At 59.9% G+C, this 18,015-nt stretch carries 15 protein-coding genes and 2 pseudogenes; 8 read left to right on the top strand and 9 right to left on the bottom strand.

Annotation, left to right across the window (positions count from 1 at the left end):
* From FHX76_RS15600 to FHX76_RS15590, 3 genes and pseudogenes are all read left to right on the top strand, one after another.
* Nucleotides 1-378, top strand: a pseudogene (locus FHX76_RS15600) (class 1b ribonucleoside-diphosphate reductase subunit alpha); the annotation flags it as partial.
* Nucleotides 379-495: 117 nt separating this feature from the next.
* A pseudogene (nrdF, locus tag FHX76_RS15595) lies at nt 496-1,472 on the top strand (class 1b ribonucleoside-diphosphate reductase subunit beta).
* Nucleotides 1,473-1,474: 2 nt separating this feature from the next.
* A complete protein-coding gene (locus FHX76_RS15590) occupies nt 1,475-2,503 on the top strand; it encodes an epimerase (protein WP_167152280.1) in 1,029 nt (342 codons plus the stop codon).
* A 39-nt stretch (nt 2,504-2,542) separates the two neighbouring features.
* Here the strand turns inward: FHX76_RS15590 and FHX76_RS15585 are convergent, their stop codons facing one another.
* The 7 genes from FHX76_RS15585 to FHX76_RS15555 form a co-directional block, all read right to left on the bottom strand.
* A complete protein-coding gene (locus FHX76_RS15585) occupies nt 2,543-2,974 on the bottom strand; it encodes a DUF1761 domain-containing protein (protein WP_167150489.1) in 432 nt (143 codons plus the stop codon).
* Nucleotides 2,975-3,056: 82 nt separating this feature from the next.
* Nucleotides 3,057-4,397: an aminotransferase class V-fold PLP-dependent enzyme gene (locus FHX76_RS15580; protein WP_208402644.1), complete on the bottom strand. Its 1,341-nt coding sequence runs from the start codon at nt 4,395-4,397 to the stop codon at nt 3,057-3,059.
* A 142-nt stretch (nt 4,398-4,539) separates the two neighbouring features.
* Nucleotides 4,540-5,739, bottom strand: coding sequence for a MalY/PatB family protein (locus tag FHX76_RS15575; protein ID WP_208402643.1), 1,200 nt, complete (start codon nt 5,737-5,739; stop codon nt 4,540-4,542).
* Between the two features lie 29 nt (nt 5,740-5,768).
* A complete protein-coding gene (locus FHX76_RS15570; RefSeq protein ID WP_167150488.1) occupies nt 5,769-7,184 on the bottom strand; it encodes an ABC transporter permease in 1,416 nt (471 codons plus the stop codon).
* The gene (locus FHX76_RS15565; protein ID WP_208402642.1) at nt 7,181-7,900 is read right to left on the bottom strand and encodes an ABC transporter ATP-binding protein; all 720 of its coding nucleotides are present in this window, start codon (nt 7,898-7,900) and stop codon (nt 7,181-7,183) included. Before FHX76_RS15565 ends, FHX76_RS15570 begins: the two co-directional genes overlap by 4 nt.
* Nucleotides 7,897-9,648 carry an efflux RND transporter periplasmic adaptor subunit gene (locus FHX76_RS15560; RefSeq protein ID WP_243848891.1) on the bottom strand — a complete coding sequence of 584 codons (1,752 nt, stop codon included), beginning with the start codon at nt 9,646-9,648 and terminating at the stop codon, nt 7,897-7,899. Before FHX76_RS15560 ends, FHX76_RS15565 begins: the two co-directional genes overlap by 4 nt.
* A 19-nt stretch (nt 9,649-9,667) precedes the next feature.
* Complete coding sequence (locus FHX76_RS15555) at nt 9,668-10,756, bottom strand: hypothetical protein (protein WP_167150486.1); 1,089 nt, start codon at nt 10,754-10,756, stop codon at nt 9,668-9,670.
* A 329-nt stretch (nt 10,757-11,085) separates the two neighbouring features.
* Between FHX76_RS15555 and FHX76_RS15550 the strand changes: the two genes are divergently transcribed.
* The 3 genes from FHX76_RS15550 (at nt 11,086) to FHX76_RS15540 (ending at nt 14,254) form a co-directional block, all read left to right on the top strand.
* Nucleotides 11,086-12,267 carry an FAD-dependent oxidoreductase gene (locus tag FHX76_RS15550; protein ID WP_167152278.1) on the top strand — a complete coding sequence of 394 codons (1,182 nt, stop codon included), beginning with the start codon at nt 11,086-11,088 and terminating at the stop codon, nt 12,265-12,267.
* 106 nt (nt 12,268-12,373) lie between these two features.
* Nucleotides 12,374-12,958: a GNAT family N-acetyltransferase gene (locus FHX76_RS15545; protein WP_167152277.1), complete on the top strand. Its 585-nt coding sequence runs from the start codon at nt 12,374-12,376 to the stop codon at nt 12,956-12,958.
* Nucleotides 12,959-13,003: 45 nt separating this feature from the next.
* Complete coding sequence (locus FHX76_RS15540) at nt 13,004-14,254, top strand: multidrug effflux MFS transporter (RefSeq protein ID WP_341777980.1); 1,251 nt, start codon at nt 13,004-13,006, stop codon at nt 14,252-14,254.
* Between the two features lie 6 nt (nt 14,255-14,260).
* On the opposite strand, the gene FHX76_RS15535 is transcribed toward FHX76_RS15540, so the two are convergent.
* Nucleotides 14,261-15,208 (bottom strand): hypothetical protein, encoded by a 948-nt coding sequence (locus FHX76_RS15535; RefSeq protein ID WP_167152275.1) that lies wholly within the window; start codon nt 15,206-15,208, stop codon nt 14,261-14,263.
* 138 nt (nt 15,209-15,346) lie between these two features.
* Here FHX76_RS15535 and FHX76_RS15530 point away from each other — a divergent pair, with 138 nt between their 5' ends.
* On the top strand, nt 15,347-16,114 hold the full coding sequence (locus FHX76_RS15530) for a hypothetical protein (RefSeq protein WP_167152273.1): 768 nt from the start codon (nt 15,347-15,349) through the stop codon (nt 16,112-16,114).
* 36 nt (nt 16,115-16,150) lie between these two features.
* Complete coding sequence (gene menC / locus FHX76_RS15525; protein ID WP_167152271.1) at nt 16,151-17,257, top strand: o-succinylbenzoate synthase; 1,107 nt, start codon at nt 16,151-16,153, stop codon at nt 17,255-17,257.
* Nucleotides 17,258-17,317: 60 nt separating this feature from the next.
* Here the strand turns inward: menC and FHX76_RS15520 are convergent, their stop codons facing one another.
* On the bottom strand, nt 17,318-17,959 hold the full coding sequence (locus FHX76_RS15520; RefSeq protein WP_167152269.1) for a lipase: 642 nt from the start codon (nt 17,957-17,959) through the stop codon (nt 17,318-17,320).
* Nucleotides 17,960-18,015 lie beyond the last annotated feature (56 nt).

Below are 18,015 nucleotides of genomic sequence, written 5' to 3'. Positions count from 1 at the left end.
TGTTCGATCTCGTACATCAACTACTCGACTTCGTCGATTCACCCAATCGCCTCGAAGATTGAGATCCGTAAAGAGGGCAAGATCGGCCGCGTGTACTACCCGGCTCCGTTCATGACTAACGACAACCTCGAGTACTACCAGGACGCCTACGAGGTTGGGGCAGAGAAGGTTATCGACACCTACGCCGCCGCAACCCAGCACGTTGACCAGGGCCTGTCGCTCACGCTGTTCTTCAAGGACACGGCGACCACCCGCGACATCAACAAGGCGCAGATCTACGCATGGCGCAAGGGCATCAAGACGATCTACTACATCCGTCTCCGCCAGCTTGCGCTTGAGGGCACCGAGGTTGAGGGCTGCGTCAGCTGCATGCTGTAAAGCCGACGGTTGGGGGCACAAGAGCGCTCCCAACCCAGCCCCTGCCCAGCGCAGGTGCATCGAACGTCACGCCACCGGCCATAAGCGCCTTCGCACAGAAACACAAAAGGACACAAAATGACTGAGAAGCTGAAGCTGATCGATCACGTACAAGCCATCAACTGGAACCGCATCCAAGACGATAAAGACGTCGAGGTCTGGAACCGCCTGGTCAACAATTTCTGGCTCCCAGAGAAGGTGCCGCTGTCGAACGACATCCAGTCGTGGGCAACGCTCACCGACGACGAGAAGACGCTCACCATGCGCGTCTTCACCGGCCTGACGCTGCTTGACACCATCCAGGGAACCGTTGGCGCCGTGTCGCTCATCCCTGACGCGATCACGCCTCACGAAGAAGCCGTGTACACCAACATCGCCTTCATGGAGTCGGTGCACGCCAAGAGCTACTCGTCGATCTTCTCAACCCTGTGCTCCACCCGCGAGATTGACGACGCATTCCGCTGGTCGGTTGAAAACCCGTACCTGCAGAAAAAAGCCAAGATCATCATGGACTACTACCGTGGAGACGAGCCGCTCAAGCGCAAGATCGCCTCGACGCTGCTCGAGTCGTTCCTCTTCTACTCCGGGTTTTACCTGCCCATGTACTGGTCGAGCCGCGCAAAACTCACCAACACGGCAGATCTCATCCGCCTCATCATTCGCGACGAGGCCGTTCACGGGTACTACAATCGGCTACAAGTTTCCAGCGCGGACTCGAGCGCGTCTCGCCAGAGAAGCGCGAAGAGCTCAAGGACTACACCTTCAGCCTCATGTACGAGCTCTACGAGAACGAGGTGCAGTACACGCAGGACCTCTACGACACCGTCTGTCTCACCGAAGACGTCAAGAAGTTCCTGCACTACAACGCCAATAAGGCGCTCATGAACCTCGGCTACGAGCCGCTGTTCCCAAGTCGACCACCGATGTCAACCCGGCAATCCTGTCGGCGCTGTCCGCAAACGCCGACGAAAACCACGACTTCTTCTCTGGCTCGGGCTCGTCCTACGTCATTGGCAAGGCCGGTGGTTACTGAGGACGAAGACTGGGACTTCTAACCATGACCAAACACCGCCTGCACAACGGCCGCCACCGCACGAGCGGGGTGGCGGTTGTGGCCGGCGGTTCTGGTTTTATCGGGCAGGCCGTCATCGCCGACCTCACGGCTCAGGGCTACCAGGTCCGCACCATCAGCAGGGCCGGCGGGGATGCTCGCTGGGGCGACAGCGCCGGCATCCAGCGAGTGATCGACGGTTCCGATCTGCTCGTTAACCTTGCAGGCAAGAGCGTCAACTGCCGCTACACGGATGCCAACCGCAACGAGGTCTTGCGCTCACGGGTTGAGACGACCAGGGCGCTCCGCGAAGCTATTGCTGCTTCGCCCGAACCGCCGGCGCTGTGGCTCAACGCGAGCACTGCCACTATCTACCGGTATGCGATGGGCCGTCCTCAGACCGAGGCTGACGGCGAGCTCGGTAAAGGATTCTCGGTCGACGTTGCTCGGGCCTGGGAACGCGAACTTTTTGAGGGAGAGCTGCCCAATACCAGGCGCGTCGCACTTCGGATGGCCATCGTCCTCGGCGACGGTCCTGCCACCCAGATGCTTGCAACACTCGCTCGGGTTGGTCTTGGCGGGCCGCAGCGCGACGGCCGCTGGTTCTTCAGTTCCAACAGGTATCGAGGCATCGCTCATGGAACCGGCTCAGCCGCGCATCCAACGACCGCTACTGGCCCCGACTGGCACGACTCCCGCGGACGCCAGCGGTTCAGCTGGATTCACACGGACGATGTCCTGCGAGCCATGTGGCACATCCGCGATACTCCAGCACTCGACGGAGTCATCAACCTCTCCTCGCCAAACCCTCGTGACAACACGACACTCATGCGCAGCCTCCGACGCATAGTGAAGATGCCCGTCGGCCTGACCGCCCACCGGTGGATGCTTGAGCCAGCCATGTTTGTGCTCAGGACGGAGCCAGAGCTGGTGTTGAAGAGCCGCTGGGTGCTGCCGGAGCGGCTCGTTGAGAGCGGATTTGAGTTCCGATGGCCGGAGCTCGAACCGGCGCTTCGCAACATCCTCAAACGCTAGGGCACTCGCCGCCGAGCAACACAACAAATGGTCTTGGGGCTAGACGCTTCCAGCGGGTGGCCAAACCCCGATGAGCAGCGCCATGATCATAATCGTGACGAGCTCGTGGGACACGTTGAGCACGGTGAGACCCGTTGGCCGACCGTCGAAGGCGTCGTGGGTGATGAACCGCGCTGCGGTGAAACCCGCCCAAAGAATCAAGCCGGTGAGCAGGGCGTTCACTAGGAACGAGCCGCCGTAGAAGCTCCAGCTGAGGTAGACGGCCCCCGCAAGCACCCACGCCGTTACAAAGCTGACGACGACGGTCACCAGAATTGGTTTGACGGCATCGCCAGCGTTGCCAGACGGGGTAACGTTGGCTGCCTTCATCCAGTAATTGCCAAAGACCTTTGGCGTGTACCAGACGGAACCCACAATCATGCTGGAGAGAGTTGCCAACAGCACGGCCCAGTAGTTAATGTCGGGAATCATGAGAGCACCCTTTCGTCGAAGGAATATGGTGTTTCATGCTACTGCTTAACGCGGCCTGTGCGTCACAGGCCAGCGTGATGTATTAGCCGGCGCAGCCGAAGTATTCGCGGTCCTCGTCAGGTAACTGGGCCCAGGACGGGCGGTCGCGGACATCGTTGACCACAACCCAGTTGTCATCAACCCGCTCGTAGAGCCCGCGGGGACCGTGCGCGAGATAATCGGTGAGCGCCGTCAACAGCGCGGTCACATCGCGCTTTGTAGAGCCAACACCAAAACTGACGCGAAGAGCCGGGCTGGTCTGCTGCAGCCTGGCGAGCAGCGGATGGGCGCAGAATTTGCCGTCGCGCACACCGATACCGTATTCGGCGGCGAGGACAACGGCTAAGTGACGGGAATCTACGCCGTCAAGAGAGAAGCTGACAACACCTACTGGGGCCTCTGAATCAGAGAAGATTTGCAGCACGCGTGCTTGGGGAATCTGACCGAGGCCGCTGATACAGGCCTCGCGCAGTTCGGCCTCGTGTTGGTACCACTCAGACGGATCAAGTTCGGCAAGCGCCTCGACGGCCCGAGCAAGACCGATAACCCCGAGCACATTTGGTGAGCCACCCTCATGGCGATGTGGCCCTGTGCGCCAACCCTGCTGCTCGGTGTCAACGGTTGTCACGGCCCCGCCGCCTCGAAGGTACGGCTCTGCCTTATCGAGCCAGTCGCGCCGGCCAACGAGCACACCAGCCCCAAACGGCGCGTAGGTCTTGTGGCCAGAGAACGCCAGGTAATCGATACCCTGTTCTCGCATGTTCACCCTGCGGTGGGGGACAAGCTGCGCGCCGTCAACAGCGAGCCGCGTGCCAAATTTGTGGACCACATCCGCGATTCGGCGAAGGGGGAGGACCTCTCCGGTCACGTTGCTCGCCCCGGTCACCGCGACGAGTGCCGCTGGCTGGCGGCGCAGTTCGTTCTCAAGCGCTTCGAGCGTTTCGTCGAGCGTGTCGAGCGCCGTGAGAACCCTGCGGCCGCGAGGGGACCAGGGGAGGAAATTGGCGTGGTGCTCGATGTCGAGCACAAGCGTGTCGCCAGGTACCGCGCTGGCAAGGAGATTTAGCGAGTCTGTAGTATTCCTGGTGAAGATGACAGGGTATCCGGCGGGAGCGCCAACAAAACGGGCGACGGTGTCGCGGGCGTTCTCATACGCAGTTGTGCTGATGTCGGAGGCATACCCCGCGCCACGGTGAACGCTCGCGTAGAGCCCGAGGGCTTCGGTCACTCGGTCGGCCACAACGCCTAACGCGGGCGCGCTTGCCGCGTAGTCGAGGTTGACGTAACGGGACTGTGAACCATCAAGCAGGGGCACCATAAGATCAGAGCCAGTGACGTCGAGCAGTGGCTTTGCCACTTCGATTACTGATGGGATGCTCATCATGCTCTCCTCTGCCGCTGGCTCACCGCGGGGCGCGGATGAGTACCCCAAGGCTAAGCCCGGTGGAATGAGGGCGCGAGAGGCGTCGTAGCATTCGTCACGCGGCGTCATGAGGGGCCGTTCAGCCAGTTGACCGGCGTGTGGGTTACCCGCGAGCGTTGCGCTGGATAGCCCCAGTCATGGCCTCGAGGGCTCGTTCCAAGACCGGTGCCGTCGTGCCAAAGTTGATCCGGGTTGAGGCCGCAGAGGCAGACCCAAAATGACGACCGGGGTTGAGCGCTACTTTGGCTTCGCCAAGGAAAAAATCGTACGGATCGCCTGGGAGATCGGCCTCGGCAAAATCAATCCAACCGAGATAGGTTGCCTCTGGCGCGACCATTCTGGCCTCGGGGACAACGTCGTTGGCCCACGCGACAACACGATCTCGGTTGCCTCGCAGGTAGTTGAGCGTCTCGTCGAGCCACGGCCCGCCCTCGGAATACGCCGCAATCGTTGCCTCCATGCCAAGCGTTGTGGCACCCTGCGGGATGAGGTGGTGGATGCCGGCCCAAACATCCTGGTCGGCACTCGAACTCAAGATAACCTGCGCGCATTTCAGGCCTGCGATGTTCCACGCCTTTGAGGCCGCCGTGATCGTCACGGTATGCGTCGCGGCCTCGTCACTGATCGTGGCGTAGGGAACGTGGGCAGAGCCGTAGACAAGAGGAGCGTGAATCTCATCGCTGAGCACCCGGCCGCCGTACTGCGCAACGATCTGGCTGAGCCTGGTGAGCTCGGGCAAAGTGAACGCCCGGCCGAGTGGGTTATGCGGATTACAGAGGATGATCGAACCGGCACCGCTGGCGAATGCCCGCTCGATGGCATCAAAATCGTAGGCGGGGGAGCTCGTGGGATTCAGCATCGGAATCTCAATAACTTCGCGACCACTCTGCCGAATGACATCAAGAAATGGTGGGTATGAAGGTATCGGGAGTATAACTGCCGTGCCTGCCTCGGTAAACGAGTCGATCGCGATACGCAACCCGGTGAGCACGCCGGGCACGTCGTGCACAAAATCAGGATTGATGGCCGCCCCGTATCGGCGGCGATGCCACTCAGCCGTTGCAGCCTGTAACCGAGGATGGTCGGCAAGCGGGTAGCCAAAATTCTCCCGGCGGATTGCGGCTTCTAAGGCATCAAGAATCGGCGGCGCCGTTGGCAGATCCATTTCCGCAACCCAGAGCGGGAGCACATCTTCCGGGTAGGTGTTCCATTTGACGGTGCCTCGCTCCCGAAGCTGTTGAACGCTGGGCATTCGCTGCTCGAAGGCTGTCCGGATGGTGTGTCCTGCCACGGATGATGTCATGCGCTGCTTTCGTTTTGGCTCTGACTGACCTATACCCCGCCGCGGAGCGCGGTAATCGGCTCAATACGAGAGGCCTTCAACGCGGGATAGGTGCCAGCGATCAACCCGACAATACCACCGAGGGCGGCACCACCGATTGGAACCCAGATATCAAGCACTGGTGCCCACTCTTGCATAACCGAAATGACGACAACCGTAAAGGTTCCGAGGGCTGCCCCGATGAGCCCGCCGAGCAGCCCGGTCGTGACCGATTCCAATACAAACTGGGCGGCAATCTGCTTTCGGGTTGCCCCGAGGGCACGCCGGAGGCCAATCTCGCCCACTCGCTCCATGACGGAGAGCAGCGTGACGTTGGCGATACCAAGCCCACCAGCCAGGAGCGCAATGCCACCAAGCACGAGGAAGATCACGTCAATGTCGGCCTGGACACTCTCTTGCAGGTCGGTAGAGTTCTGGGGCGCAGCAACGGCAAATGCCTCTGGTCGGTTCGGATCGAGGGCGATTGGAGCTTGCTTGCCGACAACCTCTCCAGCGCCAACGGCGATGCGGATCTGCAGCTCGTCGAGCCCGGCCAGTCCGAGGTAGGTGCGGGCCGTGCTCACCGGCAGAACAACCGCGTCAAGGAGGTCTGAACGCCGTTTTACATCGTCGATAATTCCGATGACCGTATAGGATCGGTCGCCGATGAAAATAGATGGTTGGCTGTCAACGCGGTTGATGCCCAGCTGCTCTGCCGTGTTCTTGCCGAGTACAACGACGCGGTCTTCGCGGGCCTCGTGGCCGCTGTCGAAGAACCTGCCGGTCTGCAGCGTGCCGTGCACAACATCCATGAGTTCGGCGGTTGAGGCCACGATGCCTGGCTGAACCTCTTGAGAAGCCGCAGGGTCGTAGATCTCGGCGGCCGTGATGAGGTTGGTACCAGGGTCAACCTTCGAAACAAGGGCGGATGCTTCGACGCCGGCGAGCGAATCAACGCGAAGCGGGGCATCCCACGGCAAACGGCCGGTTGCCTTCTTCTCTCCGCCCCCGTTGGTGGCCTTTGCCGGCGTGACAACAACCTGAGTTGCCGCGACCGCGTCGAACTGGCGGTTGATTTGGTTTGCCGCGGTCTGGGCGAGGCCGACGGTGACCACGAGCGAGAGAATACCGAGCACCGTGCCAAGCAAGGTCAGCACCAGACGTGACGGTCTCGCCCCAACTCCCTGAATGGCCTCATTGATGAGGTCTCTGCGGGTGAAACTGTTTCTTGGCGGTTTGGACTTGCCGTTTGAGGTTTTGCTGCTCCTGCGGAAGAACCGTGGAACGGGAATCGAACGCTTGGGTGTTGACGCGTCCTGAGCCGCATCGGATTCGGTTTCGAGACGGAGTGCCTCAAGACCGAGCGCCTCGTCAAACAGATCGTCGACGCTTCCGGGAGTATCGGGGGAGGCAGGCGTGGTTGTCATTCGGCCTCCTCATTCAGGGAACCATTGACGATACGCACTGTTCGTTCCGCGCGCCCGGCTACTGCCGTATCGTGCGTGATAACAACGAGTGTGAGTCCCTCTGCGTGGAGTTCGTCAAAGAGATCCATCACCTCGCCGGAGTTGAGCACGTCGAGGTTTCCCGTTGGCTCATCGGCGAGGAGGATACGAGGAGACGTCACGACTGCCCTGGCAACGGCTACACGCTGGCGCTCTCCACCAGACAGGTTTCCGGGCAAAAAATCGAGCCGGTGTGACAGGTTGACCCGGTCGAGGGCCGCCAGCGCTCGAGGCTCGCGCTCGGCCCGTGGGAGACCGCTATACATGGTGCCAAGCAATACGTTGTCAAGCACCGTGCGGTTGGGAAGCAGATGAAAGGACTGGAATACAAAGCCGATGCTGCTGCCGCGAAGATGGGCGCGCTCGTCTTCGGAGAGCACGTTGGTATTGGCACCGTCGAGGAAGTAATCGCCGCTGGTTGGCCGGTCTAGCAGCCCGAGCAAATTCAGCATCGTCGATTTTCCCGAGCCGGATGGCCCAACAATCGACAGGTATTCGCCCGATCGGATCGTGAGGTTGCTTGCCCTGAGCGCGTGGACCGTTGGTGGCCCAGGGAAACTCCGCGCGACGTCAACAAACTCAACGACAGGCGGTTCCGAGGCGTCAGCGATCTGCTGCTCGGCACCGGTGAGGGTCAACGTCCCACCACAACTGGGTCGCCAGAGCCGAAAGCCCCGTCCTTGACCGCCTTCACCTCAACGTAACCGTCAGCGGCAAGACCCGTTTCGACGGTGATGAGCTTGGTCTCTTGCTTCTCCGCGTCAAGCAGCACCTCGATGCGGCTCTCTCCACCTGGGCCGGCTTGAACTGCGGCTAGGGGGACAGCTAAGACTTTTCCGTCAGTTGCAGAAACAGGAATGGTGACCTTCACGTTGGTGCCCTTGAGCGCAGTGAGCTGGGACTCAGTGAGATCTTTTGGCGCAAGCACTACGTCGTAGCTTGTGGTTCCCTTTTTGTCTCCCGTGCTCTTTTGCGGTTCGACGCTCACAACTTCTGCCGAAACTGTGCTGTCATCTGGGGCGGGGAACTCAGCTTTGGTACCGGGCTTGAGCAGCTCAGCGTCTGCTTTTGAGACGGTTGAGACGATTTGGAGAGTGGCGCCCGATACGGTCATAGCGACGCCGTTCAGTACGCCGCCTCGTTTGACCGATACTTCATCTACACGGCGGGGGAGGCTGTTGAGATACAGCACCTCACTTGCCGGCAATGAGGTGAGCGCTGATTCTTGTGCGTTGGCAAGGGCCTCTTGTGCCATGTTGAGTGCCGATTGGGCGGCCGTTACCTGGGCGATTTCTGCCGAAGTATCCTTTGGCGCATAGGCTATCGACTGCTGCAGTGCAGCAAGGGCGAGGGCATCGTTTGCCGCAGCGATGGCGTTTGGATCGCCGGCCGCGGTTGCGGTGTTCAGTGCGCGCTGTGCTTCGCGAACAGTATTGTCTGCCTGCGCCTGCTCCACGAGATTTGGTGCCTGGGCCTGTGCGAGTCCTGATTGGGCTTGGGCAAGGTTCTGTTGTGCGCTCTGGACGTCGTTTTGTGCTTGGGTGACTGGGTCGGCGCTACTTGCGCCGGCCGCAGCACCGGCACCGGAACCTGTTGACGTTGGTGGTGTATAGCCAACGCTCTCGTAGAGAGCCTTGACCCCTGCGGCCGTTGAGGAGTCATACATGTTGGAATCGAGACTGCCCGATTCGAAACCCATAGACGCAAGCGCCTGCTTCAGTTGGAGCACGTCGGGCCCGGAGAGCCCAGCGCGGAGCGTGCGATACACGGGGAGATCGCCCGGAAGCACGATCACGGGCCTGCCAACAACCTCAAGGGCGATTGAGCCGGGGTTGAAGATGGCTCCCGCCTCGGGAACCTGCCCTGTGACCACCGGAGAGCCTCCGATGTCACCGGTTTCAAGTTTGACGTCTACCGAATCGGCAAATTTGACGTCGCCGCGAGTCGTCACGGTGTTTGACACGACGCGTTCGTCGATAGGGACAGTGATAAGCCCCGGTGTTGGGGGCTCTGCATCTGCAGCCGCCTGGGCTGGCGAAATGATGAATTTGGTCAGTACGATGCCTGCGATCATTGCAACGGCAGCGACACCGGCAATGACCCAGATGAGCCGTTGGCCGCTCAGCTTTGATGCTCCTACTGGAACGCGCTTTTTTGTTGCGCTGCCAGGGGTATCTGCGTCGGTTCCTTCGGTGGAAGGCGTTTCGCCCTCCACCAAAGGACCGGATGAATTCACGTTGAGAACCTCTGTGGGTGCATCGGACGATTCGTTCATTTGGGCCGATGCTTCGTCTGTGTTCGTGTCGGAGGCAGCCGAGGCAGCCGAGGCGTCTGCGGCGCCTGCGCGCCGACGAACGGGCTCATCAGAGTTCTTACGTGAAAACATTATTCGGTTCTACCGCTCGCTATTTTTTGCTTTTGGAATCGTCTTTGCCGTATTTGGCGACCATTGCGTCCAACTCGGTCTTGTGCTCAGCGATGAAGGCTTCTTCCAGCTCGAACTGCACGTCGAGCATGATGTTATCGAGGTCGAATTTCTTCGCGCAGTCGAAGTCGTCAACCGCCATAGCAATTTCCTTCTTCTTGAAGTCAGAGATCTCTTTCTCTGTCGGTGGTGTTGGCTCTTCGTACTCATCAGCCGGCTCTTCAGTGCTGAACGAGGTTACAGCCCCTCCTTCGCCATCGACGATCATTCCGCCACCACCCTGGAGCTCATTGAGCGCATTCCAGATTTCGTTGGACGCATCACTGCGCTCCTTGAGGTCGCTGTGTCCCGCGTCGGCCATGCAGGAGGACCACTCTTTAGTGACTTCCTTAACCCGCTTATCGCTGTTTGTCTTTTCGTACAGGGCCGACATCGAGTTCATGAGATCTTGATTTGCTGGGTCGCTCCAGGGGTCATCGTTGCCCTGGTTGTACACCTCGTGCTGCGCGAGACCGTAACATCCCTGTTCTTCCCAACTCGGAGAAATGTAGCTGCCGTCTTCCATCGCGGCTTCCATCTCGGCCTGTTCTTCTTCCGTTGGCATTTTCCCGTTCAACGCTTCGTAGTACGCGTCGCGTTCGGAATCAGAGAGACCGTCAAGGTAATCCTGGTTCGGGTCGACGTAATCTTCGCCGCTCGAGTCGCCCATCATCTCGAGGTTCTGGCTCGCGCCGTAGCCATAGGTCTCAGCGTATTTTCGCGTGCCGTATTCGACCCCGTCTTCGTCGCCTCCGAAGGTAATGCTGCCGTTATTTGAGGTCGGCTTGTAGTCAAAGCCTTCGTCTTTCATGCATTCGGCTACGACCTCTTCAGACTTGACATTAAGCGCGTCAAAATCGGCGTCTTCAAAGCCGGAGAAGGTGTTGAGCTGCTCCCAATACTTCGAGAGCGGACTGTTTTGAGCGCGCTCCATGTACGACTCATTGGAGTCGTCGGAGCCGGTGCATCCGGACAGAACGAGGACTGCGCTCGCTGCAACTGCGGCAGCGGCGAGGAGGGGATGTTTCATTGGTGTACCTCTCAGTGACACACGGCTGTGTGGTGTTGGACTTTGGGGTGCATCGATGGAAGGGATGACCGGTGATGCGGAAACTGCAACCGCTGGAGAGCGGCAAAGATCGATGTGGTGCGAGTCTTTGTTCACAAACTTATAGGGGGCGAGTTCAACAAAGCCGTCTTCGCGGTGACTTCACACCATATTCTGAGGATGCTGTGGCCAGTCGATGGGCTCGCCGAGAATCAAAAACGTTGCTGCGTATGACAAACGCGGTCAGAACAGAATCTCGGTATCCTTTGCGCGTCGATAGACTTTTGGCTGGGGAGATCTCAAGGAGAATTATGAGCACAAACGAGTTTGTCGACGTTGTTGTCATCGGTGGCGGGGCAATGGGCTCAGCTGCGGCTTGGCAGCTCAGTCAGCGTGGTCGAGAGGTTGTGTTGCTTGAGCGGTTTACGCCTGGGCATAAAGAGGGTGCGTCGCACGGGGCGTCCCGAAACCTCAATCTCAGCTACTCTGAACCCAACTACCTCTCGCTGTTGCAGCGAGCCGTTCCCCTGTGGTCGGAGTTGGAACAAGAAACTGGCACCTCGGTATTTGACGAGGTTGGTGTTGTGACGCACGGTGCGCATCCTTCGCTGACTGGAGTCCGCGACGCGCTAGACGCTCATGGCTTTGCCGCCGAAATCCTCTCTGCGGAGGCCGCCAGTGAACGCTGGGGCGGTATGCGATTTGAGACGGATGTGCTGTGGACCCCTCAGGCAGGGCGCCTCAACGCTGACGTCTCCGTTGCCGCGATGCAGGAGGCTGCTGCTGAGCGCGGGGCCGACATTCGTCACGGCGTCAGGGTCGAAAGCATCCGCGTCGCGGCGGATGACCGGGTGGTGGTGACCCTCGACGGAGGAGAGACGATTACGACGTCGAGTGTCGTCGTCGCCGCAGGCGCATGGACGCGCTCGCTCCTCGAAGGCATCGTCGACCTTCCGTCGCTTGTTGTTACCCAGGAACAGCCGGCTCATTTTCAGCTCGTGGATGCGTCCAACGCCGAAGCCTTCGCGACGGATTGGCCCGGTTTCAACCACCTGCCAGGTGGGAGCGACGAATGGTGGTACTCGAACATCTACGGGATGTACACGCCTGGCGAAGGCATCAAAGCTGGCTGGCATGGCGTTGGGCCGGTTGTGGATCCTGACCACAGGGACTATCAGCCTGAGCCTGCCCAGCTCGACGCGCTCATCCGCTACGTTCGCGAATGGATTCCTGCCGCAAACGCAGACACCGCCGAGGCAGTGAGCTGCACGTACACCACAACCAAGGATGAAAATTTTGTGCTCGATCGGGTTGGGCCGATTACGATCGCCGCCGGATTCTCGGGTCACGGATACAAATTTACGACGGCGGTTGGTGAAGTGCTCGCGGAGCTTGTTACTGGTGAGCGCGAGCCTGACCCGTTCTTTTCCCTCACCCGTGACCGAGGCACCGTCGGTCGGCCAGGGTCGTCGCTGTGGACCGTTGACCGCTAGGCGCTGAACTCGCGATCGTATCTTGAGCAGGAAAACTCCTGTGAAAACGGGCTTTTTCGGCTTGTACGGTCACGAAGTCAACCGTTGAACGCGTACGATGGAGTAAATGAGCACCAGCAGCATCCGAGAGCCACAAACAGACGTCACCCATCCGTACCCACTCCGTGATGGTGGCTCAGTTTTTATCCGGATTGCTCAGGCTCACGAATACGACGCGCTTGCTGACCTTTCCGAGGCGGCCTACGAGCACGACTACGATCTCCCCGCCGGTTATCGCGCCGATATCAGGGCCACAGCAGAACGCGGCACCGAGCACCAGCTGTGGGTTGCTGAGGATGCCTCAACCGGTCAGCTCCTCGGAACCGTCACGACCCCTGCCGATGGGGACAATATGTCGCAGCTCGGCCAACCCGGAGAGCTCGACTTTCGCCTCCTCGCGGTAGCCCCCGTCGCGCGCGGCCGTGGACTTGGCGAGGTACTCACCACATTTGTATGCGACCTCGCTGTTGCACGCGGTAATGATCGTGTTGTGTTGAACAGCGGTCCAGAGATGGTTGGTGCCCACCGCCTCTACACAAAGCTTGGCTTCGAGCGAGTCATTCACCGCGAGCAAGACCTCGTCACCGACGATGGTGTTGTCATTCGCCCCCTAGCCTTTGCCCGTGAGCTGGAACCCTCGATCCACGCATAATTGATTGCTGGGAATTTCCTGGCGGTCTGAGAGGTTGCACCTCCGGTGACTACCGCTAGCATTCCCATCAGTACGGTGCCTCGATATCAGGGTGACCTGCTGAGCCGTCGCCGCCGGATTCTTTATATTGTTGTGCTCGGTGCGCTGACCGCCCTCGGCCCGTTCACTATTGACCTGTACCTGCCCGCGTTTCCCGTGCTTGAGGCAGATTTTGGCGTTCCTGAGTCGATCATCCAGCTGACGCTGACCGGAACAACTGTTGGCTTTGCGGTCGGACAACTGGTGATGGGGCCGTGGAGCGATAAGGTTGGCCGCCGTCTTCCGCTGTTGCTCGCAACAACCGTCCATATTGCCGCCTCCGTTGGCGCCGCGCTGTCAGACTCTATCGAGATGCTCGGAGCGTTCCGCGTGTTGCAAGGGATGGGTGCTGCTGCGGGTGCAGTTGTTGCCATGGCGATGGTTCGTGACCTCTTTGGCGGGAAGCCGCTTGTCAAGATGCTTTCGCGTCTGGCGCTCGTCAACGGGCTCGCGCCCATTCTTGCGCCGGTCATTGGCTCGCAGCTCTTGCTTTTCACCGATTGGCGCGGCATTTTTGCTGTCCTTGCAATCTACGCGGCGCTGGTGCTGGTCGCCGTAGCCCTCGGCATCAGAGAGACCCTGCCAGCTGAGCGGCGGAACACCGCCAAACGAAGCGTCTGGGGACGGTACGGGTCGGTGCTGAGCGACCGCGTCTTTGTTGGAACGGCCATTATCGGAGGCCTGACATTTTCTGGCCTCTTCTCATACCTCTCAGCCTCGCCATTTCTGTTCCAGGGCGTGTTTGGCCTGAACCCGCAGGCATACGGGATGCTGTTTGCCGTGAACTCCATCGGAGTTGTGCTTGGAGTGCAGGTTTCATCGCTGCTGATGCGTCGCTACGGTCCCCAGTGGATTCTTGCATCGACGACGATCGTGCAGGTGCTCGCTGCCACCGCCATTATCGTGACCACAACCCTCGATGGTGGCCTCGTTGGGGTGCTCATCCCGCTGTTCTTCTACATCATGTCCTGCGGCTTTGGATTTCCGGCCGTGCAGGTTCTAGCACTCGCTCCGCACGGGAGCGAAGCAGGAACCGCCGCGAGCCTACTTGGGGCCACCAACTTTGGAATGGCCGGCCTCATCTCGCCGCTTGTTGGATTGCTCGGCATCGGCTCGGCAATACCGATGGCGTCAGTGATGTTGGGGACCGCCGGGATTGCGGTTGCCGTGCTGTGGCTCGTTGTGCGACCGTGGTCGGTACCGGCGCTGGATGACTAGACCCGGTTAGGGCTTCGTGATCCAGGTGAGCTGACCATTTGTTGACTCGTCAAAATCGTCGTAATCCGTGTACTGCATGCCCGCTGGGGCGTTCCCGCCGTCTGCAACAAACAGGATCATGCACGAATCCATCGTTTCGCCCTTGGCGGGACTATCAACAAAATACCCGCCCGTGCAATCAGGAGCATCGATCACGTAGTCGGGAACGATGGTGCCAGTTATGTTGCCATCGGCATCAATCGGAGTCATGTCGTAATCAAACGAAGAGTAGCTGAGGTCGGCATCGCCGAGTTGCTTTGCCTGGAACCGAATGAAGAAGACGTTGTTGCCGGCAATTCGTGGGTAGTCTTCGACAAATGTCGCGAGCTGTTCATCGCTGACCTGCTCGACACCCGTGACAGTGAGCCCAACAACGTCGGATTCGTCGAAGGGTACCGTTGCCCAATCGCCAAACGCGAATGATGTGCCTGGCTCCGAGAGCTCCTCAGAGAAGTTCTGATCTTCAGACTCTTGGCTGCTGGAGCCGCCAAACGGGCTCGACCCCGAGCCGTTGTCATCCATGAAGTTCCCAAAAAGCGTCACGAGCAGCATGACGAGTCCAGCGCCGAGCGCGAGAATGACGCCCAATACGATGAGCACCCATCCCCAAGCTGGGAACCCTCGCCGTGGTGGGGCCGCTGCATATCCAGTAGGGGAGGCGTACGGCTGGGCGTACGGAGAGTATGGCTGCGGCGGCTGGACGTTGTGTCCGTACGGTGCGCCGTAGGCGTTTGGATTCTGGTTGACAGGGGGCTGTGGAACTCCGTATGCCTGCCCCTGCGCAGGGAAGGGCTGCTGGTCACGAGGCGGTTCAACAGGCGCGGGAAAGTCGGCTGCTGGCTGAGGCAGCGAAGCCGCCGGTTCGCTTGCCTGGTCGCTTGGATTCGACGCAGAGGCGTTTGGGGCGTTGGTCATCGGTGCATCCTCTGCGGGTCAAAACTTCGTGTGGTTGGCTGAGAGCGGGGGACTCGCTTCCAAAACGGGCCCACCTCCGATGATAATCGCTCACCGGCTGTTAGGATTTCACGACTGGAAATGGCCGGGAGGGCTGCCTTGAGCGATATTGTTTCGAACGCGTACGAACTCGCACAGGTTGCTGCGGAACGCGCGGGTGTGCAGGTGCGCCTCGCCGGCGAGGGCGACTACAACGATGTTGTCGATTTGTTTGAACAGACCTGGGGCGAACGCCGTGTTCCGGACGCAGCCCTTGTGCAGGCGCTTGGCTATGCAGGAAACACCGTCATCGTTGCGACGCGTGACGACGTTGTTGTTGGGGGAGTCCTCGGATTCCTCGGCTGGGACGAGGGCCTTCACGTCCACTCCCACATGGCGGCAGTCCGGCCGGAGCTTATTGCTGTCGGTATCGGACGGGCGATGAAGCTCTACCAGCGTGCCGCGTGCCTCGGGCAGGGCATCGCCGAAATCCGTTGGACGTATGATCCCCTTATTCAGCGTAACGCGCACCTGAACCTGGTTCGCCTTGGCGCAGAGGTATCGAGGTACCTTCCCAACTTTTATGGTGTGCTTGACGACGCGATCAGTGGAAGCGACGTCACCGACCGCTTCGAGGTGCGTTGGAACCTCAACTCGCAGCGTGTTCGTCGCGCCCTTGGCGGTATCAATCCCGTGGAGCCAGAGGGCGACGAGGTGTTCGAGCTTGTGCGTGACTTCGAGGTCTTGCGAGAGCAGGAACCTGCCGAAGCCGCTCGGCTGCGAGCCGCATCCATGGATGCCTTTGCCTCGGCGTTTGCCGCAGGCCTGCGCCCCGACCTGAATGAAGCGGGCAATTACGTGTTTGTCCAGCCAGAGGCATCCGCCTAACCGATCAAACGACATCTGCGACACCGAGGAGCAACGATGCTGCTGCACGCGATAGAACTGCACCGGATTGCTATCCCGCTTGTCCGGCCGTTTGAGACAAGCTTTGGGCGGGAGACCGAAAGAGAGCTGCTACTCATCCGAGTCAGAACCGATATTGGCGACGGCTGGGGCGAGTGTGTTGCCATGGCGGCTCCGCTCTACAGTTCAGAGTACGTGGATGCCGCCGCTCACGTGATTGAGCGTCACCTTGGCCCCGCACTGCTTGCCGCAGGGCCATTCACCGCGGTGACGGTGAGCAGCCTGCTGTCGCACGTGGTTGGGCATCGAATGGCAAAGGCCGCGCTTGAGGCTGCACTATTGGATGCCGAGTTGCGACAGTGGGGCGTCAGCTTTGGCGAATACTTCGGAGCGGTACGCGACCGGGTTGAATGTGGCGTGTCTGTTGGTATCTCTCCAGATATTCCAACCTTGCTTGACGAGGTATCCGGCTATGTGGCCGAGGGATACCGGCGTATCAAGCTCAAGGTCAAACCTGGCTGGGACCGAGAACCCGTTGCGGCGGTGCGCGATCTCATCGGCGCCGAGCTTGGGCTCCAGGTAGACGCCAACACCGCATACTCACGGGACGACCTTGACACGCTCAAAGCTCTTGACGAGTTTGGTCTCTTGCTGATCGAGCAGCCGTTTGTGGAGGAAGACATCGCGAGTCACGTCTGGCTCGCGAGCAAGATTCAGACTCCCGTTTGCCTTGACGAGTCCATCACCTCGACGGATGTTGCGATTGACGCGATCGAGCGAGGCGCTACAAGCATTGTCAATATCAAGGCAGGTCGTGTTGGCGGCTATCTCGAAGCGGTCAGGGTTCACGACGCGTGTCGCGAGCGGGGGATACCGGTGTGGTGCGGTGGGATGCTGGAAACTGGCGTTGGGCGCGCAGCTAACGTCGCACTTGCTGCACTGCCAGGGTTCACGCTTCCTGGAGACACGAGTGGCTCGAGTCGTTATTACGCTGAAGACCTCACAGAACCGTTCGAACTTGTGGACGGACATCTGGTCGTGCCGACTGGAGCGGGAACGGGTGTCACCGTACGCGAAGAGCTCGTCGCGGATTGGGCCTGTGCGTCAGTAGTGACGATTCGCTAAGCCGGATGGCGGCGGGGTCGTCGTGCGCGTTATCGCCGCACCGTGGTGCGGGGTGTTTGTTTAGAAGCGCCAGCCGACGGCTTCAAAGCCTGACGGAGGAGCTGGCTTCCAGTTCTGCTGGAGACCAACAAGGCCGGATCCACCAGGGTTGTTTGACTCAACGATTGTGAGTGTTCCGTCGGCGTTCGTGCCAACGACAAGAACGGTGTGGACTCCGGTTGCCCACGCGGTTGGGGCAGAAGCATACTGATACTGGATGACGTCGCCAGCGGTGACATCATCAATGTCGATCTTTGCGGCCCCTGCGTAGTTGGAAACGGGGTTTCCGCTGCCATTCCAGGTTCCGCCACCGGCGCGAATCCATCGCTGGGCACTCATGATGCACTCGCCAGGCTGGTTCCAGCCTGTAGGGCGGGTTGAGCCGACCTCAGAGACGGCAGCCTCGATGGTGGCTGCGACATCGAAGTGGTGCCCGGCGTCGTTGACCGAAGTGGTCGAGACGCCGTCGATGACGATTTCAAAGGAGTCAATGCTCATTGCCGTTGTTTTGATTGAGGTGACGTCGAGGCCCTGCGTAACCGAGGCAAGCGTGGCCGGGAGGACTGATGAACTGCTACCGGCTGCGTAGGCCGGGCTAGCTGTGAGCGAGATGGTCAGTGCCGAGACGACAGCGACGATGACGTTCTTTCCGCTAGCTTTCATAGACAAACCTCTTGTTTTGTAACAATCGCATAAACATTGGCCGTTAACCAGTTGGC

Origin of the sequence: Lysinibacter cavernae, from assembly GCF_011758565.1 — a bacterium.
Taxonomy (GTDB): domain Bacteria; phylum Actinomycetota; class Actinomycetes; order Actinomycetales; family Microbacteriaceae; genus Lysinibacter; species Lysinibacter cavernae.
This window is presented reverse-complemented; position numbering and strand designations above follow the sequence as displayed.